Here is a 22,850-nt window from a genome sequence, read left to right on the forward strand (position 1 = left end):
TGTGGCCTCGACCTGAAGGTTGAACAGGAATCCGACGGACTCCTCCTTGAGTCCTTCGAGCATGCCTCGGAACATGTCATAGCCTTCGCGCTGGTACTCGACCAGCGGGTCACGCTGTGCCATCGCTCGCAGGCCGATGCCTTCCTTCAGATAGTCCATCTCGTAAAGGTGTTCACGCCACTTGCGGTCGAGGACGGACAGCAGCACACGGCGTTCGAGCTCACGCATACCATTATCGCCCGCCACCTCTTCGATGCTCTTCTCTCTGGTGGCGTACGCGGCGCGCGCGTCGGCCAGCAGTGCTTCGAGGAGTTCTTCGCGGGTCAGGTCGCTCTTCTCACCGAATTCGTTCTCGTGCGAGAGCTCCTTGTGGTCGAGACCCACCGGATAGAGCGTCTTCAGCGCTGTCCACAGCTGCTCGAGATCCCAGTCCTCGACGTAGCCCTCGGCGGTCGCGCCGTTGACGTAGGCAGTGATCACGTCGGTGATCATGCTTTCGACCTGGCCCTCCATGTCAGCGCCCTCGAGGATGCGACGCCGCTCCTCGTAGATGACGGTGCGCTGCTGGTTCATCACCTCGTCGTACTTCAAGACGTTCTTGCGGATCTCGAAGTTCTGCTGCTCGACCTGGGTCTGCGCACTCTTGATCGCCTTCGACACCATCTTGGCTTCGATGGGAACGTCGTCCGGGAGGTTGAGCCGGGTCATGATCGACTCGAGCGCACCACCGTTGAACCGGCGCATCAATTCGTCACCGAGCGACAGGTAGAAGCGCGATTCGCCCGGGTCACCCTGACGACCGGATCGACCACGGAGCTGGTTGTCGATCCGGCGTGAGTCGTGACGCTCGGTGCCGAGGACGTACAGGCCGCCGGCGGCGCGCACGGTCTCGGCGTCGGCCTTGACCTGAGCCTTCACCGTTTCGAGAGCGGAGTCCCACGCTGCCTGGTACTCATCGGGCGTCTCGACGGGATCGAGGCCCTGCTTGCGGAGCTGCACGTCGGTGATGATGTCCGGGTTACCGCCGAGCACGACGTCGGTACCACGCCCTGCCATGTTGGTGGCGACCGTGACGGCGCCGTGGCGACCGGCCTCGGCGACGATCGTCGCTTCCTGCTCGTGGAACTTGGCGTTCAGCACGCTGTGGACGACGCCGCGCTTGGTGAACTGCTTGGACAGGTACTCCGAACGCTCGACGCTCGTCGTACCGATCAGCACGGGCTGACCTTTGCCGTGTCGCTCGACGACGTCGTCGACGACGGCGTCGAACTTGGCTTCCTCTGTCTTGTAGATGAGGTCGCCGTTGTCCACCCGCACCATGGGGCGGTTGGTCGGGATCGGGATCACACCGAGGCCGTAGGTCTGGTGCAGCTCCGCGGCCTCGGTCTGCGCGGTACCGGTCATGCCGGACAACTTGTCGTAGAGCCGGAAGTAGTTCTGCAGCGTGATCGTGGCGAGAGTCTGGTTCTCGGCCTTGATCTCCACCTTCTCCTTGGCCTCGATGGCCTGGTGCATGCCCTCGTTGTACCGGCGGCCGACGAGGATACGACCGGTGAACTCGTCGACGATGATGACCTCACCGTCGCGGACGATGTAGTCCTTGTCCTTGGTGTAGAGCTCCTTGGCCTTGATCGAGTTGTTGAGGTAGTTCACCAACGGCGAGTTGGCGGCCTCGTACAGGTTGTCGATGCCGAGCTGATCCTCGACCAGCTCCACGCCTGCCTCGTGCACACCGACCGTGCGCTTCTTGATGTCCACCTCGTAGTGGACGTCGTTCTTCAGCAACGGTGCGATGCGGGCGAACTCGCCGTACCACTTGGACGACGCGTCGGCCGGGCCCGAGATGATCAGTGGCGTGCGGGCCTCGTCGATCAGGATCGAGTCGACCTCGTCGACCACGGCGAAGTTGTGCCCCCGCTGGACCAGATCGTCGAGCGAGTGCGTCATGTTGTCGCGCAGGTAGTCGAAGCCGAACTCGTTGTTGGTTCCGTACGTGATGTCGGCGGCATACGCGGTACGACGCTCGGCCGGGGTCATGCCGGACAGGATCACGTCGGTCTCGAGGCCGAGGAAACGGTGAACTCGTCCCATCCACTCCGAGTCGCGCTTGGCGAGGTAGTCGTTGACGGTGACGACGTGCACTCCGTCACCGGACAGCGCGTTGAGGTATGCCGGGAGGACGCAGGTCAGGGTCTTGCCTTCACCGGTCTTCATCTCCGCGACGTTGCCGAAGTGCAGGGCCGCTCCGCCCATCACCTGGACGTCGAAGTGCCGCTGGCTCAAGACGCGCCACGATGCTTCGCGCGCAACGGCGAAGGCCTCGGGCAGGAGTTCGTCGAGCGTTTCGCCCTTGGCGTAGCGCTCCTTGAATTCGACGGTCTTGGCCCTGAGCTCGTCGTCGGACAAGCCCTCGACGTCCGGTGACAGGGTGGACACGTGGTCGGCGATGTTCTTGAGTCGCTTGACCATGCGACCCTCACCGACACGGAGCAGCTTGGAAAACGACAGCGAAGGCACGGGCTTTCTCGTCCTCGATCCTCGGTTACTTGTATTCGGTCGACAGGTTGGCGGTGCAGGCCCCTCCGACGTCGCGACGAGCTCTGGTGATGCGACCTGCCGATGCGACCTGACGCAACCATGGTAGGCGCTGGACCGTCAGGGCCCACAGACCCACGTACCAAAGCAGGCCCCACCTGGTGTTTTCCGGGTGAGGCCTGCTTCGTCTCAGGGTGTTCCTACGTAATTCTCAGCTCACGTGAGCCTGATCAACCCGTAGTCGAACGCGTGACGGCGATACACCACCGACGGTCTGTCGGTCGCGGAATCGTGGAACAGGAAGAAGTCGTGGCCGACGAGTTCCATTTCGTAGAGTGCGTCGTCCACACTCATCGGGGCTGCGGAGTGAACCTTGGTGCGCACGATCTGACCGGGGCCCGACGGCTCGTCCTCGAACGTGTCGAGTTTGATGTCCGGGTCGATCGCCAGATCGTCGTCCTCGGCGAGTTCGGCGGTGGCCTCGGCCACCGAGACGGGACGCTTCTCTCCGTAGTGGACCTTGCGACGGTCCTTCGTGCGACGCAGCCTGCTTTCCAGTTTCGAGGTCACCGATTCCAGGGCTGCATAGAAACTGTCGGCACATGCCTCGGCACGAACCACGGGGCCCTTGCCCTTCGCGGTGATTTCCACGCGCTGACATGCCTTGGCCTGTCGGCGATTTCGCTCGTGTTGGAGTTCGACGTCGAACAGGTAGATGGAGGGGTCGAAACGTTCGAGCCTGGCGAGTTTTTCGGATACGTAGATCCGGAAATGGTCTGGGATCTCGACGTTGCGGCCTTTGACCACAACGTCGGCATGGGTCTTGGTGGACTCGTCCGAAGGCTTCTCGTCGAAGAAAACCGAAGCTTGTGAAGGGGTCGTCACGCGTACCTCCCGATATCGGCCACGCCGCCGGTGCGACGCGGCAAGTGCTCATGCCGAGTGGGGAACCAACCGGCATCAGATTCAGCCGCATCACCTCCACGTAACGAGAAGTCGCATCGCCTCACACAGCGGAACCACCGGTTCTTGCTCTGCAAGTACGTGACTGCGACGTTAGTCGGTCATCCGCCGGTGTGCCACCGTTCACGCGGAATTCGCCGACATTCTCAGAACTTGTTCAGTCACGTCGCGGTCCCATCACGGATGGAGCAGTCCATGGGAGTCTCAGACTGCCGTCACCACCAGGACTCCGTCGACCGGGACTCCGAATTCCTTTAGCACTCTTACCGATTCGGCGGCGGTTGCACCCGTGGTCATCACGTCGTCGATCAGCAGCACCGAGGTGGCCGAGCCTGCGCCGCAGCCGAGTTCGAGAGCAGGCGCACCGCGACGCACTCGAATCCTGCCGGAGATGTTGGCCGCGCGCTGTGCGGCACCGAGACCGACGGAATCCCGTACGCCGTGCGCCATCGCGAGTGCAGGCACCATCGACACCGGTTCCGGCCACAGCGCAGCTGCGGCATCGGCGGCGAACCGGCGCACCGGATCACCGCCACGACTGCGCGCGGCACGCGCCCGCGTCGGGGCGGGTATCAGCACGAGGCGAGCCAGTTCCGGTGGATCCAGATGCCCGTACACCCTCAGGTGGTGTAGCGCTGCCGCGACGGCCCGGCCTATCGGCGCCGCCAGGTCGTGTCGATTGCGCTCCTTGAGGGCGAGCACCGCCGCCCGGCGGGCGCCGACGTACGTGCCGAGCGCCCAGCACGGCACGAACGGGTCCACGCGTGGAGTCAGCGCGATCGGCGGGCTCACCAACTCGTCCTCGCACCGCGCGCACCATTGGGCGCCAGGTCGGCCGCAGCCACCGCATTCACGTGGAAGGGCCAGGTCCAACATCGCCGCCAACACACCGCTCATGCGTGGGAGTATGACCGATCGGTCCGACAGACACGATGCGCTCAGCCGGGCAGTACCGGAGTCGCCTTCACCCCGGCCAGGCCGGCGACTTCACGCCAGTACCGATCCCCCGCCGGATCGTTGTTGTTCAGCTGGAACACCGCGCGCGAATCCGCGACGTACTCGGCCGTCGTCGACGCATCGACCGACAACACAGGTGCGGTCAGGTTTCGACTCGGCAGCGCATCGAGCCGCGAGCCGTCCGTGGTCACCTGAACCACCGGAACGTCCGTCGCGATACGCACGACGACCACCGCGTCGCCGGTACTCCAATCCAACGCGAGCGCATCGCTACCGAGTCCGTTGGCAACCGCTTTCGGCGACACGAGCGAGTACGTTCCGTTGGGTTGGCGCACGACTGTCGCGACGTACACCAACCCGTCGACGATCATGGCCGCCCGGACGCCGTCTCGGGAGAGACGAAGATCGGTGATTCGCGATCCGAGAGCCGTCACGGCACCCGCGTCGACCGGAAGCACCGACACCTGACCGTTGGCCGGATCTCGCGCTGCGCGAATGACATTGGTGCCGTCGATGACCGCCCACGCCGCGTTGTTGTCCACTCCCCACGTGGGCCGGGTGATCGACTGTCCCTCGGCCACCGGGAACGCTCCGCTGTCGTAGCCGCCGATCATCAACGCCGACGACGGTTCGGGTGCGGGACGGCCGGTGTCGGCGACACCTGCGACGAGAGTTCCGTCCGTCGACAGCGCTGCGCTCCGCAGATTCTCCACGGTGCCGAAGTAGCCCGGCACCGGCGTCGTGCCGCTGTCGTCGACGGACACCAAGCGGCCGGACACCAGCGCGTGCAACCCGACGTCGTTCTCCGGCGAGGCCAGTGGGTCGAGGGTGCCGACGTCCGCCGTCGTCCATCCGTCGGGTTTGGAGTTGTCGAGGGGTTGACCGTCCGCGAGAAGCACGTACGGTCCCGCGATGTCTGCCGACGCCAACGTCCACACCACCTGGGCCGCGAGCAGTTCGCGGTTCTTGGCGTCGACGGCCTGCAGGCCCCCGAAGTCGATCCGTACGCCGCCGCCGGACCCGATGGCCTCCTGCGAGGTTCGCCCGTCGGCCTTGGTGATGGGCCCGCGAATTCCGACGCCGTTGCCCAGTTCGTTGGACACGGCGGGAGCCAGGCTCGGCTTCGGTCCGTCGATCAGCAACTGGACCAGTTGATCGGCCATCTGATCGGCTGCGCCGCTCACCCACCGGACGTCGGGTACGAGGGCCGCGCCGAGCGGGTCGACGAAGAACAGCGACTTGCGCTGATATGCGCCGAAGAATTGCGAACGATCGATGACGACGCCGGGGGGTAGTTCGTCGATGCGCCACTCCCCGTCGACCTTGATCATCCTGATGTTCGAGTCGACCGTGCCTGCTCCTGCTTGGTAGTCACCGCCGGGTGCCACGAGACCGACGGTGTTGGATCGGAGCGTGAACTGCGCCTCGGTGTCGGTGCGCATGCCGGTGAGGAGATCGATCTTGTCGGCGACGACGGTCTTCGCGCTGTCGTCCCAGCTACTCGACGCCGAGGCGGTCAGGAACTGCCGAGCGGCCTGATGTCGGTTCGCCGATGCCGCACTTGCGGTCACGAAATCTCGCAGCAGCAGGTCCGGCTCGCGGCCCGAAGCAGGCGGGGGCGGAGTTGTCGACGCCGCACCTGCGGTGAGCGACCCGATTGCCTGTGGACTGGAGGATTCAGGGAGGCTCGCGCATCCGCCCAGTATCAGAACGAGACTCGTCAGCGCAGCGACCACGAGGCTGACGCGTGAGAACCGAGTGCGTCGGCGCTGCGTCGTCATGTGGACCGACCTCCGCCCGTGTCCGCGCCGATCGAACCGGCGGAATCGATCGACGCACCGGGTCCTCTCGGTTCGTCCGCGCGATCCGTCGCGGACGGAAGCGGTTGCCCCTGGGTGTATCTGCGCGTGCTCGGCTTGAGCGGAAGTGGACTGCCGATCACCTTGTGTCCTCGCACCAGCGGCAGAGTCAGGCGGAAGCATGCCCCCTCGCCGACGGCTCCCCAGGCTTCCAGTTTGCCGTCGTGCAGCCGGGCGTCCTCGACACTGATCGCCAGGCCGAGGCCGGTGCCACCGGATCTGCGGACTCTCGACGGATCCGAGCGCCAGAAGCGGTTGAACACCAGCTTCTCTTCCCCCGGACGCAGGCCGATGCCTTGGTCCCTGACGACGAACGCCGCGGCGTCGGTGTTGGCCCTGAGCCGGATCAGAACCGGGCGGCCTTCGCCGTGATCGAGAGCGTTGGCCAGCAGGTTGCGAAGGATGCGCTCGACGCGACGGGGATCGACCTCGGCGACGACCGCGTGATCGGGCATGTCGACGATCACTTCGGTCGCGCTCTCCCGCGCGAGATGCCGAACGGTGGACACCGCGGCCCGTGCGCACATGCGGAGGTCGAGTTGTTCGGACGCCAGCTCGGCGACGCCTGCGTCGTGGCGACTGATCTCGAGGAGGTCGCCGAGGAGGGTCTCGAACCGATCGAGCTCGTTGACCAGTAGTTCCGACGATCGTTTCAGCGCTGGATCCAGGTCGGCCGAGCCGTCGTGGATCAGATCGGCGGCCATACGGACGGTCGTCAGCGGGGTTCGTAGCTCGTGGCTGACGTCGGAGGTGAACCTTCGTTGCAGGCTTCCGAACTCCTCCAGCTGGGTGATCTGTTTGGACAGACTCTCCGCCATCTCGTTGAACGACATGGCCAACCTCGCCATGTCGTCCTCTCCGCGTACCGGCATCCGTTCCTTGAGCCTGCCGTCGGCGAATCGAACGGCAATACGCGATGCCGAGCGAATCGGCAGCACGACCTGCCTGGCCACCAGCATGGAGATGGCAGCGAGCAACACCAGCAGGACCACGGCGCCGATCAGCAGCGTCCCCCGCACGAGCGAGAGGGTGCGCTCCTCGCTCCCGAGCGGGAACACGAGGTACAGCTCCAGGTCGGCGATGTCCGACGCGGTCGGCGTACCGAAGATGATGGCCGGACCGGTGTAGTCACCCTGCTCGGCGTCGCTGACCGTGGCGTACTGCCAACTGATCAGGCCTTCCTGGACGAAATTCCGAAGGCTCTCCGGGATCTGAGACGACGGGCCGATGGACGAGTCCGTCCTGATGCCGTCTCCATCGACGATGAGCACGGGATCGAAGGTACCGGCGGATCCGGTGCTCTGCCCGGAGTCGACTCCGCCGCTCGTCAGCTGCGCACGAGCGCGTTCCAGACGCGAGGAGAGCCCCGTCGTTTCCTCGGCGCCCGCCAGCGCGCCCTCCACGGTCATCCGGGAACGTTCGAGTTCCTCCGTGGCAGCGGTGATCTTCGCTTCGAGGAGTCGATCGGTGATCTGGCTCGTCAGCACCGCGCCGAGAATGGTGATGACGACGAGAGACAACGTGAGTGTGGAGACGACCACACGCAGTTGCAGCGACCGGCGCCACGCATGGCCGATCGATGTGGTGAGCGCTCTGAACCAGCGCAGAAGCGGCGTGAACGTTCCGTTGATTCGACGCCGCGAACGGTTGGACCAGATCACGGCGGTCCGGCTTTGTAGCCGACTCCCCTCACCGTCAACACCACCTCAGGATTCTCCGGATCCTTCTCGACCTTGGCGCGCAACCGCTGCACGTGGACGTTCACGAGGCGGGTGTCCGCGGCGTGGCGGTAACCCCACACCTGCTCGAGCAGCACCTCTCGGGTGAACACCTGACGCGGTTTGCGCGCGAGGGCCACCAGCAGGTCGAATTCGAGCGGCGTCAACGACACCAGTTCGTCCCCTCGGCTGACCTTGTGCGCGGGAACGTCGATGACGATGTCCGCGATGGAGAGCAACTCCGCCGGCTCGTCCTCGGTGCGCCGCAGACGTGCTCGCACACGAGCGACCAGTTCCTTGGGCTTGAACGGCTTCATGATGTAGTCGTCGGCGCCGGACTCGAGACCCAGCACGACGTCGACGGTGTCCGTCTTCGCGGTGAGCATCACGATGGGAACCCCGGAATCGGCCCGTAGAACACGGCACACGTCGATGCCGTTCATCCCGGGCAGCATCAGGTCGAGCAGCACGAGATCCGGACGATTCTCCCGTACCGCGGACAACGCCTGTGTGCCGTCGCCGACCACGAACGGTTCGAAACCCTCGCCGCGAAGGACGATGGTCAGCATTTCGGCGAGTGCCGAATCGTCGTCGACTACAAGAATCCGAGGCTTCATGGACCTATGTTGTCACTTTCCCGGCGTCAGTTGGCTGATTGAACACGTCGGCGGCGAGTCGATCGGGGTCGACGTCGGCGCCGACGACCTGCCACGGCGACATCCAGTTCGACGCCGCCAGTTCGCCGTACACCGCAGCGGTTCGCGATTGCAGCGATCCGTCGCGCTCGTAGGCATCCCGCGTACGCGAGGCGTCCGCGGTCTCGCGTGACTCCGCGCGCGAGGCGGCGAGTTCCACCGACACGTCGAGGAATATCTGAGTGTCCGGGATCGGTACCTGGAATCGATCGAATTCGAGGGCGCGGATCCATTCGACCGCCTCGCCGTCCGCGGACTGGTCGAGCCTCGCGGCGGTGTACGCCGCGTTGGACGCGACATAACGATCCAACAGCACTATGTCGTTGTGAGAGAGCGCGTTTCGTAGCTCCTCCGCGGCCGACCTGCGGTCGAGCGCGAACAGCAACGCCATTGCGTGGACGCTCTGCGCGGTGTCGCCGTGTTCACCTCGTAACGCTTCCGCGGCGAGATCGGCGTGCACCGAGGCGTCGTACCTCGGAAAGCCGATGCGAACCACCTCGAGATGTTCGCGTTCCCACGCCGAGACGAGCCGACGGGCGAGCGTGTTCTTGCCCGCGCCGTCGACTCCCTCGATGACGATCAAACGGCCCACGACGGGACCTAGTAGCGGTAGTGCTCGGGCTTGTACGGGCCCTCGACGTCGACGCCGATGTACTCGGCCTGCTCCTTGGTCAGTTTGGTGATGGTGCCACCGAGTGCCTCGACGTGAATGCGAGCGACCTTCTCGTCGAGGTGCTTCGGCAGGCGGTACACCTCGTTGTCGTATTCGCTCGGCTTCGTCCACAGTTCGATCTGGGCGATGACCTGGTTGGAGAAGCTGTTGCTCATCACGAACGACGGGTGACCCGTTGCGTTGCCGAGGTTGAGCAACCGGCCCTCGGACAGCACGATGATCGAGTGGCCGTCCTTGAACTGGAACTCGTCGACCTGCGGCTTGATGTTGATACGCGTCACGTCCGCGGCCTTCTCGAGCCCGGCCATGTCGATCTCGTTGTCGAAGTGGCCGATGTTGCCGAGGATCGCCTGGTGCTTCATCCGCTTCATGTGCTCGAAGGTGATGATGCCGAGGTTGCCGGTGGAGGTGATGACGATGTCGGCCTTGTCGATGTACTCCTCGACGGTACGGACGTCGAATCCGTCCATCAGGGCCTGGAGCGCGTTGATCGGGTCGGCCTCGGTGACCGTGACGCGTGCGCCCTGACCCTTGAGTGCCTCGGCGCAGCCCTTGCCGACGTCGCCGTAACCGCAGACGAGGACGGCCTTGCCGCCGATGAGAACGTCGGTGCCGCGATTGATGCCGTCGATCAACGAGTGGCGGGTGCCGTACTTGTTGTCGAACTTGCTCTTGGTGACCGAGTCGTTGACGTTGATCGCCGGGAACGTGAGCTCGCCTGCCGCTGCGAACTGGTAGAGACGCAGGACGCCGGTGGTGGTCTCCTCGGTGACACCCTTGACCGACTCCGCGATGGCCGTCCACTTGGTCTTCGACTCTTCGAGCGAGCGACGCAGCAATCCGAGGAACACCTTGTACTCGTCGGAGTCGTGATCGTCGTCGGTCGGCGGTACGACGCCTGCCTTCTCGAACTGGGCGCCACGCAGCACGAGCATCGTCGCGTCGCCACCGTCGTCGAGAATCATGTTCGCGGGTTCGCCCGGCCACGTGAGCATCTGCTCGGCAGCCCACCAGTACTCTTCGAGGGTCTCGCCCTTCCACGCGAACACCGGGACGCCCTTGGGCTCCTCCTCGGTTCCGTGGGGGCCGACGACGACAGCTGCTGCTGCGTGGTCCTGGGTGGAGAAGATGTTGCACGACGCCCACCGCACCTCGGCGCCGAGCGCAACGAGCGTCTCGATGAGAACGGCCGTCTGTACGGTCATGTGCAGTGACCCGGAGACGCGGGCGCCCTTGAGCGGGAGCACCTCCGCGTATTCACGTCGGAGTGCGATCAGACCCGGCATCTCGTGCTCGGCGAGCCGGATTTCCTTGCGGCCGAACTCTGCGAGCGAAAGATCTGCGACCTTGAAGTCGATTCCACCCCGGTGGTCCGCGGTGAGTGCCGATCCGGCGGCCGAACTGCCGCCGGCATGTGCTGAGGTCGTCATCTTGCCTCTCCTGTTGTGCGTTGCGTTTCCGCACCAGGCTATCGGGTCGACTCGCGGTGGGTTCGGGCCAGGTGGCGCCGCCCTGGTTCGGAATCAGGCGGCCGTACGAGTTGTCCGGTTCTGCGACTCGGGCGCCGCGAGTAGCCCGTGTCGGTGGAGAACCTTGTCTCGACGTCGGGGCAGGATGTTGGCGCGGGTGATGTCACCGTCGTAGTGAGCGAGCACCCGGCGATCCATCACTCGACGCCACAGCGGAGGGACGGCGGCGACGAGCACCATGGACGCGTAGCCGGCCGGTAGCTGCGGGGCCTCGTCGCAGCTGCGCAAGGTCTGGTAGCGCTTGCCCGGATTGGCGTGGTGGTCGCTGTGCCGCTGGAGGTGGTACAGAAAGATGTTGGTGCACAGGCGGTCGCTGTTCCAGCTGTGCCGCGGCGAGCACCGCTCGTAGCGCCCCCGCTCGTTCTTCTCTCGAAGCAGACCGTAGTGCTCCACGTAGTTCACCGTCTCGAGCAGCAGGACACCGACGACGGCCTGGAGCAGAAGGTACGGCAGGATCGACAGCCCGAACACGAGCACCAGCGTGCCGAACAGTGCGACGCTCATCGCCCACGTGTGCAGCAGGGCGTTCTGCGGGCTCCATCGGTGGATCCCGCGCCGATGCAGGCGCTGATTCTCGAGCCGCCACGCGGATCGGAGTCCCCCGACGACGCTTCGAGGCAGGAACGTGTACAGGTTCTCGCCGAACCGAGCACTTGCCGGGTCCTCGGGGGTGGCGACGCGGACGTGGTGACCGCGGTTGTGCTCGACGAAGAAGTGACCGTAGAGGGTCTGCATCAGCGCGACCTTCGCAAGCCACCGCTCGTGCTCCTCGATCCGGTGACCGAGCTCGTGAGCCGCGTTGATTCCCGTGCCCGCAACCAGCCCGACCGTCACAGCGAGCCCGATCTTGTCGATGACGGCGAGTGAACCGAACGCCCACATCCAGCACGCGACCAGCAACGTCACGAATTGGACGGGGAGGAAGAGATAGGTGCACCACCGGTAGAACCGGTCCTCCTGCATGTGCTCGGCGTCGCTGTCGGACGGGTTGTCTCCGTCCTCGCCCGCCAGCATGTCGATGACGGGGATCACGACGAAGAACACCATCACACCGCTCCACCAGAAGATGGGCATTCCGGTCCAGAGAACCAGTTGCGACGGCAGTAGGGCCGACGCGGGTGCCAGCAGGCCGAGAAGCCACAACGCTCGCTTCCCGGCCCGCCGCTTGTGAACGACATTGGTGCTTCGTGCTGGCTCGACGGTCGCGTCCCCCGACACGCCACCCCCGGCTGACTCGTCCACGGCCGTGGACGAGTGACCGGCGCGTTTCATTCGATCCCCCCTGAAAAGAAAACCTCGGGTTTGTTCGGCAAGCCTATAGCAGGCGGAAGTTCCGAAACAGGGGTTCGTCGATCGAATTCTTACTTGGACGAACGAGCCAGTTCACGGGCGCGCAGAGTCTTCTCCACGTTGCGCTTGCTGTAGACGAAGTAGATCACCACACCGATGACCATCCAGCCGATGAATCGGAGCCAGGTCTCGACCGACAGGTTGACCATCAACCACAGGCAGGCCACCACCGCGAGGATGGGAACGACCGGCATGAGCGGGACCTTGAACCCACGCGGCAGATCCGGTCTGGTGCGCCGCAACACCACGACGCCGATGGACACCAGCACGAACGCGAAGAGGGTGCCGATGTTGACCATCTCTTCGAGTACGCCGATCGGGAAGAACGCGGCGAGTACCGCGACCACCACACCGACGAGGATCGTGATGCGAACCGGAGTGCCGCGCTTGCCGGTGTGCGCCAGCGAGGTCGGCACCAACCCGTCGCGCGACATCGCGAACAGTACGCGGGTCTGACCGAGCATCAGCACCATCACGACGGTTGTCAGACCGGCGAGAGCACCGAACGAGATGATGTTCTTGGCCCATGTCAGACCGTTCAGATCGAAGGCCGTCGCCAATGTGGAACTGTCGCCTGCCAACTCGGTGTACTTGACCATTCCGGTCAGAACGAGTGTCACGGCGACGTACAGGACGGTCACGATGGCCAGTGATCCGAGGATGCCGCGCGGCAACGCCTTCTGCGGTTCCTTGGTTTCCTCGGCGGTCGTCGCGACGACGTCGAATCCGATGAACGCGAAGAACACGAGACTTGCGGCGGCCAGAAGTCCGTACCAGCCGAAGGTGCTGCCACCTGCTCCGGTGACGAAGGAGAACAGGGACTGATGGATTCCCTCGCCGGTCGATCCTTCCTCGGCGGGTGGGATGTAGGGCGAGTAGTTCTCGGCCTTGATGTAGAAGGCTCCGACGACCACGACGAGCAACACCACAGCGACCTTGATCGCGGTGATCACCAACGACACCCGGGAGGAGAGTTTGGTACCGCTCGCCAGCAGGACGGTGATGACGACGACGATCAGGAACGCGCCCCAGTCCACGTCCAACGAGCCGATGGTCACAATCGGCGACGAGGATCCGAGCACCTCCCCCAGATACAACGACCAGCCTTTGGCGACGACGGACGAGGCGAGCGCGAACTCCAGAATCAGGTCCCAGCCGATGATCCAGGCGATGAACTCACCGAACGTGGCGTAGGAGAACGTGTATGCGCTACCTGCCACCGGAACGGTCGAGGCGAACTCGGCGTAGCACAGCGCCGCGAGACCACAGGCGACCGCAGCGAGCACGAAGGCCAGCGACACGGACGGGCCCGCGACATTGCCCGCGGTACGCGCAGTCAACGTGAAGATTCCGGCACCGATGACGACGGCGACGCCGAAGACGGTCAGGTCCCACGAGTTCAGATCCTTGCGCAGCTTGGTGTCCGGTTCGTCCGTGTCGCGGATGGAATCCTCGACCGATTTCGTTCGGAAGATTCCAGTTCTGCGAGCGGGTCCGGTCGAACGCTCTTGTTCCATCTTCTCTGCTTCCACCTGTCGATACCGTCGGGTGTGTGTCACTCGAACACCTTCGGTAACACCCTAAGGCGTAGACACGTCGGCCCGATGCAACTCGAGCGAACGCGTGCCTCAGACGCGGAAGTTGCCCACCGTCGCGCGGAACACCTCGGCGTCACCCCACCGAGCGGTCACGGTCGGGGCGGCTTCGCCTGCCGAGACCCACACTGCCGACCCGCGTTCGACGATCTGCTCGACCTCACCGTCCTGCACGGCCACCCGACCCTCCGTGCACAACACGATCTGCGGGCCCACGCTGTCGAGGATCTCGGACGCTCCGTCGGCCAACGCCGTGCGGGACAACGCGAACTCCGGTGCAGGCGTGTCGTAGACGATCGTCGACGACTCACCGGACACCTCGGGATCGAGAATGTTCACCTCGGCGGGTTCGAAATCGAGGACTCTCAGCAGCTCCGGGACGTCGACGTGCTTCGGCGTCAGTCCGCCACGGAGAACGTTGTCGGAGTTGGCCATGATCTCCACGCCGGTGCCGGACAGGTACGCGTGCAGATTGCCGGCATCCAGGTAGAGACCTTGCCCGGGTGACAGCGTCACACGGTTCAGCAGAAGCGCGGCGAGAACGCCTGCATCGCCGGGGTAGGACTCCCCCAGTTCCAACAAGGTTCGTGCTTCGTCGACGAATTTGCCGTCGTCGTCGTGCGCGGAGGTCGACAGGTACCGGATGCATCCCTCGGCCACGAGAGGGAGGAGCGCGTCGAGGGCAGGACCCGGCAACGTGATCCACGACGTGAACACGGTGCGCAGACCCGCTTGATCCGGCTGGTCGGCGAGTAGAGACCGGTAGCCGGAGAGAGCGTCGACGCCGAGCGCGTCGATGAATTCGACGGTATGCCTGGGGCACCGAAAGCCTGCCAGCGCATGGAATTCGGTGAGTGCGACGATCAGTTCCGGCTTGTGCGACGCGTCTCGGTAGTTACGGACGGGAGAATCGATCGGTACTCGACGTGCCTCCTCGCGCGCGAAACCTTCTTTCGCCTGAACGGAACTCGGGTGCGCCTGCAGGGACAGGGGTTCGTCGGCGGCGAGCAACTTCAGCAGGAACGGCAACCGGCCTCCGTACTCCTGCGAGGTGGCAGCTCCGAGCTCACGGTCCGGATCGTCGTCGATGACGGCCAGCAGCGACCGAGCGGAATCACCCGGCCCGATTCGAGCAGGGTCGGCGGGGTGTGCACCCAGCCAGATCTCCGCCTCGGGATGCTCGGACGGCACTCGCCGTCCCTGCAACTGCGCAAGCGAGGTTCTCGATCCCCACGCGTACGACCGAACTGCACCGTGCAGTGGTTGCACTAGTTACCGCCCATCAGATGTAGATACGCGGCAGCCATCTCCAGCCGCGTGGCCAACAATGTCATCGATTCGAGTTCCCCGACCGTCCCGGACGGCAGTGGAGTCTGCGGACCGACCCGATCGGAGACGGGGCCCGCTGCAGGAACGGACGCCGTGACGGCGTCGTCGCCCCCCGCGACGAGAATGTCCACGTCGTCCAGCGCCGCGGTGCGACGGTCCGTGTCCAGGGCACCCGTCGGCGCGGCCACCGCGAACACCCGGACGCCGGGTTGCGGCTTCGGACCGTCGAGTTGGTCGTCGTGGAAGAACGGGTCGTAATCGGCCGGCATCTCGGACGAGGCACCGGTGGCCTGTACGCCGGCTGCCACCACGTCCGGTAGATCGCCGGAGGCCGCCGCCACCCCCGCGACGCGGAACAGCACTTCGCTGCCGTGCCGTGCCGTCTCCACCGCAAGTGCGCTCGTTCCGGTGAACACCGCTCGGCGCCCTGAGATGCGCGACGCGATGGACTTGGCGGGATTGTGAAAGACCTCGTGCCGAGGGTGATTTCGCGACGCTTCCTCGTCCAACGCATCGGCGAGGCGAGCGAGATCGGGAAGCAACGCTCGGTAGGCGCCGGACGACAACGCGCCCAGAACGCACACCGCAGCAGCGACGTAGCGCATCAGTGCGTTGGGTTCACGCACCGACACGCGCGGCGCCAGGAACAGCCCACGTCCGGCCGCCGCCGAACGGAGCGGCCCCTCGTCGGGAGTGACGAGTACGGTTTCCGCGCCGCGGCGCACGGCGGCAGACGTGGCCTCGGACAACCGGGGATCTCCAGCGTCGTCTCCACAGATCACCACGACGTCGAGGGGTCCGACCCACGGCGGTGTGCCGTCCGACACGACCAACGGGACGCCGATACGGGCGCCCACGGCAGCGACGACCATCGCGGTGGCTCGGCGGGCTCGGCCGCCGCCGGCCACGAACACCACACTGCGGGGACGGAGATCCGACAATCGGTCACCGACGACGTCCTCGTAGGAGGACATCGTCGCGCGGGTCTGTGCGCCGGCCAGCGCCGCGCTGCGCAACCAGCCTTCGACGTCGGCCTTGGCGAGGGCGTCCGAGTCGTCCAGATCCAGTGCAGGCGTAAGAGTGGTCATCGCGTGCCACCGTCCTTCCTGATCCGACTCGCCGTTTCTCCCACCGATGGTGCCCGCATACCCACCGCCGCGTCCATTAATACAGTTCGGGCTCGAGGTGATACTCCGCCGATCAGCCTCGGACGATGCCGAGGATCTCGGTCGTCAAGGCATCCACTTCGTCGGAGGTACGAGCCTCGACGTTGAGCCGGAGAAGCGGCTCGGTGTTGGACGCACGCAGGTTGAACCAGGCACCTCCGTTCAGATCCACCGTCACTCCGTCGAGCCGATCGACGCCCGCGGTGCGCTCGGCGAACGCGTCGAGCACGGCCGACGTCCGTGCTGCGGCGTCGTCGACGGTGGAGTTGATCTCCCCGGACGCCGAGTACGTCTCGTACCCGCGCATGAGCTCGCTGAGCGGACGGTCCTGTGAACCGAGTGCCGCGAGGACGTGCAACGCAGCCAACATGCCGGAGTCGGCGCCCCAGAAGTTCTTGAAGTAGTAGTGCGCGGAATGTTCTCCGCCGAAGATCGCTCCGGTCTCGGCCATCTGCTGCTTGATGAACGAGTGACCGACGCGAGTACGCACAGGGGTACCACCGAGCGCGGTCACCAGCTCCGGCACCGCTCTCGACGTGATCAGGTTGTGGATGATCGTCGCTCCGGGTTCGCCGCGCAGTTCACGCTCGGCGACGAGGCCGGTGACGGCGGACGGCGACACCGGGTCGCCGTTCTCGTCGACGACGAAGCATCGGTCGGCGTCTCCGTCGAACGCGAGCCCGATGTCCGCGCCGGTCTCCCGCACGAACTTCTGCAGATCCACCAGGTTCGCCGGATCGAGAGGGTTGGCCTCGTGGTTGGGGAACGTGCCGTCCAGCTCGAAGTACAGAGGTTCGACGGTGACGGGCAATCCGTCGAACACGGCTGGAACCGTGTGGCCGCCCATTCCGTTGCCGGCGTCGACAGCGATCTTGACTCCGGACACCTGAGAGAGGTCGACAAGGCCCCGGACGAAGTTCGCGTAGTCGACGAGAACATCTTGTTCGGTGACCGAGCCCGGCGTCCCGTCGTAGGCCGGGACACCCTTGACGAGCTCGGACTTGATGGTCGCGAGACCCGTGTCCTGACCGACCGGCTTGGCACCGGCACGGCAGAGTTTGATGCCGTTGTACTTCGCCGGATTGTGACTCGCCGTGAACATCGCGCCCGGGCAGTCGAACGATCCCGAAGCGAAGTACAGCTGATCCGTCGACGCGAGACCGATCAACACCACGTCGAGGCCCTGCGAGGTGACGCCGTCGGCGAACGCACGCGACAATTCCGGTGACGATGCCCGCATGTCGTGGCCGATGACGATGCGCGTGACGCCGGGTTCGCGCACCAGACGAGCGAAGGAAGCACCGACGTCGCGCACGAACTCGGCATCGATCTGCTCGCCGACCACCCCCCGCACGTCGTAGGCCTTGATGACTGCATTGACGGCTTCGGCAGTGCGTGCCACGAACGACTCCTCGGGGTTTCGAATGGTTCAACTGCGAGCGCGAATCGAGGGCGCACTCACCTACGAATGTGTCACAGATGGAGGTGGACGTCGCGATGACTCACACCAGATGTGACAGAAATGATGCCTGGGTCGATCATCCGAACGACAAAGCAGCGGACCGCAATTGCAGTTTCGGGCTACCGATCAAGCCGTCGGATCGGGAAGCACCCTCAAATGGCCGCGCCGCCCGGTTCTGACGGGCGAGGCCGCGCGGCGGTCCTGCGTGGACTCCGTAGCGGACCGGACACCGGAACGGGGTCCGGGGACGTCGTCGCGGACGCGATCTCCGCGGCCTGCTTCGCGGACGGCCTCCGCCAGCGCCGTCAGATCGTCCTCGTCGGGAGTCGACGTGGTGAACCCGCCTTCGTACCGAACCATCTCCCATCCCTTGGGTGCCGTGGTCGTCGAGGCATGCACCTCGCACAGATCCCAGGAATGAGGCTCGTCGACGGTGGCCAGTGGCCCGACGACGGCGGTGGAATCGGAGTAGACATACGTGAGCGTCGCAACGGCCGATCGGTTGCACCCAGGGCGGCAGCATCCACGCATAGATCTCACACGCAAGAGAGTAGTCCCCCACTCCGACCCCGAGCCGCTCGACACACCGCGCAACGGCACCGATAGCCTCTCGGCATGGCTCGAACCGGCTCCGGACGCAGAACGACCTCCCGATCCGCATCACGACGAGGCCGCGGTATTCGCGGTCCGATTCTCCCCGCGTCGCTTCCCGGTCATCGATCACGAGCCGACAAGTTCGACCGCGCAGTCCTCGAAGCATTCGCGCGCATCGACCACCGGTGGCACGACAAGCTCGAACGTCTCGACATAGCAGTGGACGAGGTCCCGAAGATTCGCGCGAAGGACCCGGAATCGGTGAACTGGCCACCCGAGGTGGTAGCAGAAGGGCCGGTGCCGCTCTCTCGGCTGGTACCGGCGGGAATCGACAAGCGCGGAGAAACCACACGCGCTCGGATAGTGCTGTTCCGCCGTCCGCTGGAGAGACGTGCGAAACATCCCGAGGACCTGGAAGATCTGCTGTTCGACATTCTGGTGGAGCAGGTCGCCACCTACCTGGGCGTCGACCCGGATGTGGTGGACCCGCTGCCCGACGAGGACTGACGGATCACCGGCACAGACCCGGAGCGACCCGGACGTCGGTGCAGACAGCCGCTGTGGATCGCGGCAGGGTCAGACGATGCCGCGCTTGAGGCGTCGGCGCTCACGCTCGGACAGTCCGCCCCAGATTCCGAAACGCTCGTCGTTGGCGAGCGCGTACTCGAGGCACTCGTCCTTCACCTCGCAGCCGAGGCAGATACGCTTCGCCTCACGCGTGGAGCCGCCCTTCTCCGGGAAGAAAGCCTCGGGATCGGTCTGAGCGCACAGTGCGCGCTCCTGCCACTGATCCTCGATTTCCTCGAACATCTGGTCGAAGCCCGCGATCAAGCTGAGTACAGGCTTCACCGGCTCCCGAACGACATCGAGATCGGAATCGGTCTCGTCGGAATCGGTCTCGCTGGAATCGGCGTCGACGAACGCGGTGTCGTCGGTCGGCGTCGCATCGACGTACGCGGCACCCGCGTCCACCGGAACGACCTCGACTCCTCGAGCACTGTTCTGAATTGTGTTGTCGCAGTCGCTTCGTGCTGCGCCCGCTTGGGAATCGGTCTGCGGCGCGCCGTCGACTGCGCTGAGGTGAGCAAGAGCCTCGCCCTGTTGTTCACGTGTCACGTGCTGGTCATACATCGCTTCCGCCTCCTCACCATTTCTTCTAGCGCAGATACATCCGGTCGGTCCGAACACCTTGCCCCACGCCGGTATTCGTAATCACTCTGAACTCTCGACCTTTACTACACGTATCCACGAAATGGCGCCACATGGGAACGCGTGTTCGAATCAAGGTCGGCACCAAGCAAACTCGCTCGGCAACCCTGGAATGACATACATGTGATTAGACACGCCGCACAGTGGTGCGGTCAAGCTGATGGGCACATTTCCAATACCATCTACGACCCGAAATCGGCCGACACCCCGAATACACGGCCGTTTCGCGCGTGTCGTCCCCGTGAACAGGCAGCTAACCATGCCTCGAGCACGTCCGCACACGAGGCGCCCACACGCAGGCGTCCGGCAAGGCATAGGCTCCTCATCTGTGAAAGTGACTGTCTTGGTGGGTGGGGTCGGTGGAGCGCGATTTCTCCAGGGCCTCAGAGAACTGCTCGGCGGTGGCGGTGACATCACCGCGATCGTCAACGTCGGAGACGACGTGTGGATGCACGGGCTCAGGATCTGCCCCGATCTGGACACCTGCATGTACACACTCGGCGGGGGCATCGACACCGACCGCGGATGGGGCCGGATCGCGGAAACGTGGCACGCGCGCGACGAGCTCGCCGCGTACGGAGCGGACCCGGACTGGTTCGGTCTCGGCGACCGCGACATCGCCACACACCTGATCCGAAGCCGAATGCTGAGGACCGGGTACCCGCTCTCCGCCGTCACCGAAGCGCTGTGCAACCGGTGGCAACCCGGAGTGCGGCTCCTTCCCGTCTCCGACGACCGGAGCGAGACGCACGTCGTCGTCACCGACCCCGACGACGAGTCGGGTGAGAGTCAGCGCGCAATTCACTTCCAGGAGTGGTGGGTTCGCTACCGGGCTCGGATCCCGACGCACAGTTTCGCCCACATCGGTGCGGAGCAGGCCAGTCCTGCCCCCGGCGTGCTCGACGCCATTGCCGACGCCGACGCCGTCATCCTGGCTCCGTCGAATCCGGTCGTGAGCGTCGGGGCGATCCTTGCCGTTCCCGGGATCCGCAGCGCCTTGCGCACCACGAAGGCCAAGGTCGTCGGCCTGTCCCCTGTCGTCGACGGCAGGCCCCTGCGCGGGATGGCCGACGAGTGCCTGTCGGTCATCGGCGTCGAGACCACTGCCGAGGCGGTCGGCAAGTACTACGGCGCTCGTACCGACACGGGCATCCTCGATTCGTGGATGATCCATTCCACCGACACGGCAGTGATTCCCGGCGTCGACGTTCTCAGCGTGCCTCTGCTGATGACCGATCCGGCCACCACGGCCGAGATGGCTGCCGTTGCTCTACGTTCGGCAGGGCTGACGCTGTGACCGAACAGGCGGCCTCCCGTGTGCCCGGCGATCACGCTCCGGGCGGCGGCATCGAGATCCTGCCGGTCACCGGACTTCCCGAGTTCCGCCCCGGCGACGACCTGGCTGCGGCCATCGCGACGGCCGCGCCGTGGATCCGCGACGACGACGTTCTCGTGGTGACGAGCAAGGCGTTCTCGAAGGTGGAGGGTCGACTGGTCGCCGCTCCGCTGGATCCGGAGGAACGCGATGCCGCGCGGCGTGTGCTCGTCGATCAGGAAGCTGTTCGGGTCGTCGCGCGCAAGGGCCGCACACTCATCACCGAGAACCGTCTCGGCATCGTCCAGGCCGCGTCGGGGATCGACGGGTCCAACGTGGACCGGACGGAACTCGCGCTTCTCCCCGAGGATCCCGACGCGAGCGCGGCCGGTCTTCGGGCTGCCCTGGCGGAGTCTCTCGGTGTCACGGTCGGTGTCGTGGTGACCGACACGATGGGGCGTGCGTGGCGGGTCGGGCAGACGGACGCGGCCATCGGAAGTGCAGGCCTCGCCGTGGTACACGCGTACGCCGGTGCCGAGGACAGTCAGGGAAACGAACTCGTGGTCACCGAGGTCGCCGTCGCGGACGAAATCGCTGCGGCCGGCGATCTCGTCAAGGGCAAGCTCGGTTCGGTTCCGGTGGCGGTCGTCCGCGGACTGACTCCGGTCGACAACGGTTCGCGTGCACGCGATCTCGTGCGCCCGGGCGAGGACGATCTGTTCTGGCTCGGGACGGAGGAGTCGATCGCACGCGGCAGGCGCGAGGCCGTCCCGTCGCGTCGTTCGGTTCGATCGTTCGCTCCGGACTCGGTGGACCCGGACATGGTTCGCGAAGCCGTGGCCGACGCTCTGACCGCACCGGCACCGCACCACACCCACCCCGTCAGATTCGTGTGGGTCAGAACTCCTGCGTTGCGCACCCGACTGCTGAGCGAAATGCAGAAGGCATGGCGGACGGATCTCGAGTCGGACGGCCTCACCCCGAGTGCGATCGATGCACGAGTCGCTCGCGGCAACATCCTGGTCGACGCACCGGAGATAGTGATTCCGTTCTGCGTTCCCGACGGGGCGCACACCTATGCCGACGCCCGCCGGACCGCAGCCGAGGAGACGATGTTCACCGTCGCGGTCGGCGCCGCCGTGCAAGGCCTGCTGGTCTCGTTGGCAGCGCGGGGTCTCGGCAGCTGCTGGGTAGGGTCGACCATCTTCGTCTCCGACCTCGTCCGGACCGAACTGGGCTTGCGCGCCGATTGGAAAGCCATGGGCGCCATCGCAATCGGGCACCCGGCCGAACCGTCGGAACCTCGCGTGCGCACTGCACCGGGCTCCGAGCTGCTGGAGATGTGAGGTGAGCGCTCGCTCACTGCACGACTCCGCTCGACGTGTGCTGGAGGACTGGCCTGTCGGCGACACCCGCGACGATGCGCTGCGGCACACCATGCTCGCGTTTCTCGCGGCGTGCCCCGACGGCTGCCTTCGCTCCAACGAAGCCGGCCACATCACGGCGTCGTCGCTGGTACTCGATTCCTCGGGACAGCAGGTACTGCTGACGCTTCATCCACGCGTCGGACGATGGATCCAGCTCGGTGGTCACTGCGAACCGTCCGACAGCACCGTCGTCGATGCCGCGGTCCGGGAAGCGCGCGAGGAGTCCGGCATCGACGATCTGACGATCGATCCTGTGCTGCTGTCCGCGGACACGCACCCGATCACCTGTTCACTCGGCAAGCCGACGCGCCATCTGGACCTCAGATTCCTCGTGCGCGCTCCCGCGGGTGCAACAGCAGTGCGCAGCGAGGAGTCGACGGACCTGAGGTGGTGGCCGATCGACGAGTTGCCGGAGTCCGCCGAGGTGGACACCATCACCCACCTCGTCGACCTCGCGGCTGCGCGCTGACCGGG

Annotated in this window: 19 protein-coding genes; 4 read left to right on the forward strand and 15 right to left on the reverse strand. The window is 65.3% G+C overall.

The window, feature by feature from the left end; all coding sequences use genetic code 11:
* The 14 genes from secA to BH95_RS08100 form a co-directional block, all read right to left on the reverse strand.
* On the reverse strand, window positions 1-2,517 hold a 2,517-nt coding region (secA, locus tag BH95_RS08035; protein ID WP_244164850.1), incomplete at its 3' end, for a preprotein translocase subunit SecA.
* A 234-nt stretch (window positions 2,518-2,751) separates the two neighbouring features.
* Window positions 2,752-3,420 carry a ribosome hibernation-promoting factor, HPF/YfiA family gene (gene hpf / locus BH95_RS08040; protein ID WP_019666115.1) on the reverse strand — a complete coding sequence of 223 codons (669 nt, stop codon included), beginning with the start codon at window positions 3,418-3,420 and terminating at the stop codon, window positions 2,752-2,754.
* Window positions 3,421-3,702: 282 nt separating this feature from the next.
* A complete protein-coding gene (locus BH95_RS08045) occupies window positions 3,703-4,395 on the reverse strand; it encodes a ComF family protein (protein ID WP_037181533.1) in 693 nt (230 codons plus the stop codon).
* Window positions 4,396-4,436: 41 nt separating this feature from the next.
* Entirely contained in the window at window positions 4,437-6,236 is a 1,800-nt protein-coding gene (gene lpqB / locus BH95_RS08050) for an MtrAB system accessory lipoprotein LpqB (protein ID WP_020112117.1), read from the reverse strand.
* On the reverse strand, window positions 6,233-7,975 hold the full coding sequence (gene mtrB / locus BH95_RS08055) for an MtrAB system histidine kinase MtrB (RefSeq protein ID WP_019666118.1): 1,743 nt from the start codon (window positions 7,973-7,975) through the stop codon (window positions 6,233-6,235). Before mtrB ends, lpqB begins: the two co-directional genes overlap by 4 nt.
* Complete coding sequence (mtrA, locus tag BH95_RS08060) at window positions 7,972-8,649, reverse strand: MtrAB system response regulator MtrA (RefSeq protein WP_008717777.1); 678 nt, start codon at window positions 8,647-8,649, stop codon at window positions 7,972-7,974. Before mtrA ends, mtrB begins: the two co-directional genes overlap by 4 nt.
* A gap of 4 nt (window positions 8,650-8,653) precedes the next feature.
* A complete protein-coding gene (locus tag BH95_RS08065; RefSeq protein WP_037181534.1) occupies window positions 8,654-9,319 on the reverse strand; it encodes a dTMP kinase in 666 nt (221 codons plus the stop codon).
* A gap of 8 nt (window positions 9,320-9,327) precedes the next feature.
* Window positions 9,328-10,830, reverse strand: coding sequence for an adenosylhomocysteinase (gene ahcY / locus BH95_RS08070; protein WP_019666120.1), 1,503 nt, complete (start codon window positions 10,828-10,830; stop codon window positions 9,328-9,330).
* Window positions 10,831-10,923: 93 nt separating this feature from the next.
* Entirely contained in the window at window positions 10,924-12,201 is a 1,278-nt protein-coding gene (locus BH95_RS08075) for an alkane 1-monooxygenase (RefSeq protein ID WP_037181536.1), read from the reverse strand.
* 89 nt (window positions 12,202-12,290) lie between these two features.
* Complete coding sequence (locus tag BH95_RS08080) at window positions 12,291-13,796, reverse strand: amino acid permease (RefSeq protein WP_208601163.1); 1,506 nt, start codon at window positions 13,794-13,796, stop codon at window positions 12,291-12,293.
* A 111-nt stretch (window positions 13,797-13,907) separates the two neighbouring features.
* Window positions 13,908-15,143, reverse strand: a complete 1,236-nt coding sequence (gene manA, locus BH95_RS08085) for a mannose-6-phosphate isomerase, class I (RefSeq protein WP_094627270.1) — start codon at window positions 15,141-15,143, stop codon at window positions 13,908-13,910.
* Window positions 15,143-16,291, reverse strand: coding sequence for a hypothetical protein (locus tag BH95_RS08090; protein WP_037142702.1), 1,149 nt, complete (start codon window positions 16,289-16,291; stop codon window positions 15,143-15,145). Before BH95_RS08090 ends, manA begins: the two co-directional genes overlap by 1 nt.
* Before the next feature lie 112 nt (window positions 16,292-16,403).
* Window positions 16,404-17,771 carry a phosphomannomutase/phosphoglucomutase gene (locus BH95_RS08095; RefSeq protein WP_037181538.1) on the reverse strand — a complete coding sequence of 456 codons (1,368 nt, stop codon included), beginning with the start codon at window positions 17,769-17,771 and terminating at the stop codon, window positions 16,404-16,406.
* A 186-nt stretch (window positions 17,772-17,957) separates the two neighbouring features.
* A complete protein-coding gene (locus BH95_RS08100; protein ID WP_020112123.1) occupies window positions 17,958-18,362 on the reverse strand; it encodes a DUF3499 domain-containing protein in 405 nt (134 codons plus the stop codon).
* An 84-nt stretch (window positions 18,363-18,446) separates the two neighbouring features.
* Between BH95_RS08100 and BH95_RS08105 the strand changes: the two genes are divergently transcribed.
* Window positions 18,447-18,932, forward strand: a complete 486-nt coding sequence (locus BH95_RS08105; protein WP_019666127.1) for a metallopeptidase family protein — start codon at window positions 18,447-18,449, stop codon at window positions 18,930-18,932.
* A 69-nt stretch (window positions 18,933-19,001) separates the two neighbouring features.
* On the opposite strand, the gene BH95_RS08110 is transcribed toward BH95_RS08105, so the two are convergent.
* Window positions 19,002-19,235 carry a WhiB family transcriptional regulator gene (locus BH95_RS08110; RefSeq protein WP_027498876.1) on the reverse strand — a complete coding sequence of 78 codons (234 nt, stop codon included), beginning with the start codon at window positions 19,233-19,235 and terminating at the stop codon, window positions 19,002-19,004.
* 727 nt (window positions 19,236-19,962) lie between these two features.
* Between BH95_RS08110 and cofD the strand changes: the two genes are divergently transcribed.
* Genes cofD through BH95_RS08125 form a run of 3 tightly spaced genes read left to right on the forward strand, consistent with a single transcriptional unit; the run spans window position 19,963 to window position 22,845 of the window.
* Window positions 19,963-20,931: a 2-phospho-L-lactate transferase gene (gene cofD / locus BH95_RS08115; RefSeq protein WP_037160878.1), complete on the forward strand. Its 969-nt coding sequence runs from the start codon at window positions 19,963-19,965 to the stop codon at window positions 20,929-20,931.
* Window positions 20,928-22,295: a coenzyme F420-0:L-glutamate ligase gene (locus BH95_RS08120; protein ID WP_020112125.1), complete on the forward strand. Its 1,368-nt coding sequence runs from the start codon at window positions 20,928-20,930 to the stop codon at window positions 22,293-22,295. Before cofD ends, BH95_RS08120 begins: the two co-directional genes overlap by 4 nt.
* A gap of 1 nt (window position 22,296) precedes the next feature.
* Entirely contained in the window at window positions 22,297-22,845 is a 549-nt protein-coding gene (locus BH95_RS08125; protein ID WP_037181539.1) for an NUDIX hydrolase, read from the forward strand.
* Window positions 22,846-22,850: the final 5 nt, after the last annotated feature.

Origin of the sequence: Rhodococcoides fascians A44A, from assembly GCF_000760735.1 — a bacterium.
GTDB lineage: Bacteria > Actinomycetota > Actinomycetes > Mycobacteriales > Mycobacteriaceae > Rhodococcoides > Rhodococcoides fascians_E.

Coding starts and splice junctions, on each gene's coding strand:
- BH95_RS08045 (WP_037181533.1), bottom strand. CDS start 4,395: ATGAGCGGTGTGTTGGCGGCGATGTTGGACCTGGCCCTTCCACGTGAA.
- lpqB (WP_020112117.1), bottom strand. CDS start 6,236: ATGACGACGCAGCGCCGACGCACTCGGTTCTCACGCGTCAGCCTCGTG.
- mtrA (WP_008717777.1), bottom strand. CDS start 8,649: ATGAAGCCTCGGATTCTTGTAGTCGACGACGATTCGGCACTCGCCGAA.
- ahcY (WP_019666120.1), bottom strand. CDS start 10,830: ATGACGACCTCAGCACATGCCGGCGGCAGTTCGGCCGCCGGATCGGCA.
- BH95_RS08075 (WP_037181536.1), bottom strand. CDS start 12,201: ATGAAACGCGCCGGTCACTCGTCCACGGCCGTGGACGAGTCAGCCGGG.
- BH95_RS08080 (WP_208601163.1), bottom strand. CDS start 13,796: ATGGAACAAGAGCGTTCGACCGGACCCGCTCGCAGAACTGGAATCTTC.
- BH95_RS08090 (WP_037142702.1), bottom strand. CDS start 16,291: ATGACCACTCTTACGCCTGCACTGGATCTGGACGACTCGGACGCCCTC.
- BH95_RS08100 (WP_020112123.1), bottom strand. CDS start 18,362: ATGCGTGGATGCTGCCGCCCTGGGTGCAACCGATCGGCCGTTGCGACG.
- BH95_RS08105 (WP_019666127.1), top strand. CDS start 18,447: ATGGCTCGAACCGGCTCCGGACGCAGAACGACCTCCCGATCCGCATCA.
- BH95_RS08110 (WP_027498876.1), bottom strand. CDS start 19,235: ATGTTCGAGGAAATCGAGGATCAGTGGCAGGAGCGCGCACTGTGCGCT.